We start from the raw sequence: 2,534 nt of genomic DNA on the forward strand, positions 1-2,534 counted from the left end.
GTCGGAAAGTCCGACCAAGCGTTTTGAAGTGCGATTGAAGGGGGTAGAACCGAATGCCGAGGTCAGCCACGTCTGCCAGCAAGGGCCAGGACCCGCTCCCGGCGCCTGGACGGAGCTATCGACCACGCCGCTGCTCGTCACCGCGAAGGGGCAAKCCGCACTTGATTTCGAGATCAGGCCGGCTAACTGAAGCGCTCCTGACGGCTGCGGTCGGCTAATCCGAGGCAATTCTTGAGAGTACTCATCGTCAACACACTTTACCCGCCGGAAATCATCGGCGGGGCCGAAGTCTCTGTGTCACTGCTCGCCGAGGCCCTGTCCCAGCGCGGCCAGCAGGTGTCCGTCGTCTGTCTTCAAAAGGAGCAGACGCGGTCGGTCGACGACCTCAACGGCGTGCGCGTCTATCGCATGCCGCTCGACAACGACTATTGGCCCTTTGGCCGCGACGAAAAGCCGTCGTCGATGCAACGCCTTAAATGGCATTTGCAGGATACCTGGAATCGCAAGGCTGCCGAACGATTCGCCGAGATCCTCGACATCGAAAAGCCAGATGTCGTCCATACCAACAATCTCACGGGATTTTCAGTCTCGCTTTGGTCGGAAGCCAAGCGGCGCAACATCAGAATTGTGCATACCTTGCGTGACTATTCTTTGATCTGCAAACGGTCGACGCTCTTTCGCGAGGGCGCAACGTGCATGCGGCGATGCGCTGCCTGCGCCACGATGACCGCGCCGTATCGCCGCGCCTCGCGCATGGTCGACGCGGTGACGTCCAACAGCCAATTCGTGCTGGATCGGCATCTGGCGCCCGGCTATTTCACCGATATCCCGGGCCGGGTCATCTTCAACATCGCCGATACCACCAATTTGGGTGCGATGCCGGGCCCTGCCACCGAGGATGTGGTGTTCGGCTTCATCGGACGCCTGGAGCCCGAGAAGGGCATCGACGTCGTGCTCAAGGCGGTGGAATTGCTACCCGATGCCGGCTGGCAGCTCAAGATCGCCGGCAGGGGCCTCGAGACCTATGTGCGCGACCTCAAGGCCACCTGCCGCAATGACCGCGTGCAATGGCTGGGATTCACCAAATCCGCGGACTTTTACGCCGGCGTCGATGTCTGCCTGATCAGCTCCGTCTGGCCGGAGCCGCTGCCCCGGACCCTGATTGAGGGGATCGGGGCCGGCAAGGCCACAATTTGTTCCACTGCGGGTGGAATACCGGAGATATCGGAGTTTTCTAATCTGATAGGAAAGTATGAGCCGAGCGACCATCGGCGGCTCGCCGAACTGATGCAGGAGGCGACACGCGAAGCAGACCGATGRAAGAAGACCGCGCCTGCACGATCTGACTTTGCCGAGAAATTCACCCCCGAGACGATCACACGGCAATACCTGGAGATGTACACCGGCAACATCGGGACCTCTTCACAAGAATAAGGACGAAAAGCTGCAGTAGCCGATGGCACAATGGATATTGAGATACATTCTTAATGAAGGTCCTCGTCACCTCATCGCTATATCCGACGCCCGGGGCCCCCAAGGTCGTCGGCGGCGCTGAAATATTCGTCAACCGGCTGGTCGAGAGTCTCGTCGCACGTGGCGACACAATCGAGGTGGTTCGTGCCGCCTCCCTGCCCGATCAGAAAGCCGAACGGCACAACGACGTTGACGTCTACTCCGCGCCCATTCGCAACATCTATCTGCCGTTTGCCGAGCAGCGGAGCGCGCCATTGCGCGGCGTCTGGCATGCGATCGAGGACTGGCAGCGARCGGCGGATCTCGTCGGCGCACGCATCGATGCCTTCAAGCCCGACCTGCTGCATTCCAACAACCTCTCAGGCCTGACGACCGGGGTCTGGAAGGCGGCCTTCGACCGGCGCATTCCGATCGTCCATACGCTTCACGATTACTATCTGACCTGCCCTCGGTGCTCGCGCTTCTCCAAGGGCCGGGCGTGCAAGCACACCTGCTTCAGCTGTAAATTGTTAACCGTCAGCCGCCGCAATGCGACCAGGCAGCTTCGCGCCGTCGTCGGCGTGAGCCAGCGGATACTCGACATTCACACCGAGCTCGGGCTGTTCGCGAACATCCCGACGCGGAAAGTCATCCGGCACGCATCGGCGCTCAAGCCGCTCGCTCCGTCCCCCGAACCCACCTCGAACGTGTTGAGGCTGGGTTTCATCGGAAGACTGACCGAGGAAAAAGGCATCTACAATCTCGCAAAGGCCGTGGGACTATTGCCGCCCGGCGCGGTGCGACTAATCATCGCCGGCTATGCGAGCGACGAGATGAGGCGCGAACTTCAGGAACTGGCGCCGCGTGCGATGATCGAGTTCCTCGGCTTCGTCGCCCCTGAGACATTCTACGAGCAGATCGACGTCGTCGTCATTCCACCAATCTGGGAGGAGCCGGGCCCCATCGTGGTTGCCGACGCGCGGGCCGCCGGCAAGCCGTTCCTCGGAACGAGATTCGGCGGCATCCCCGAGGCCGTCACACACGGCGCGATGGGATGGCTCACGGAACCGGATCCGCAGTCC

General features: G+C 61.2%; 2 protein-coding genes and 1 pseudogene. All 3 read left to right on the top strand.

Going from position 1 to position 2,534, the window contains the following annotated elements:
* Positions 1 to 190: pseudogene (locus ACXJL8_RS38790) on the top strand (hypothetical protein); the annotation flags it as partial.
* A gap of 41 nt (positions 191 to 231) precedes the next feature.
* Entirely contained in the window at positions 232 to 1,434 is a 1,203-nt protein-coding gene (locus ACXJL8_RS38795; RefSeq protein ID WP_456686792.1) for a glycosyltransferase family 4 protein, read from the top strand.
* 53 nt (positions 1,435 to 1,487) lie between these two features.
* On the top strand, positions 1,488 to 2,534 hold a 1,047-nt coding region (locus tag ACXJL8_RS38800; protein ID WP_456686793.1), incomplete at its 3' end, for a glycosyltransferase family 4 protein.

The organism is Bradyrhizobium sp. P5_C11_2 (assembly GCF_054049755.1).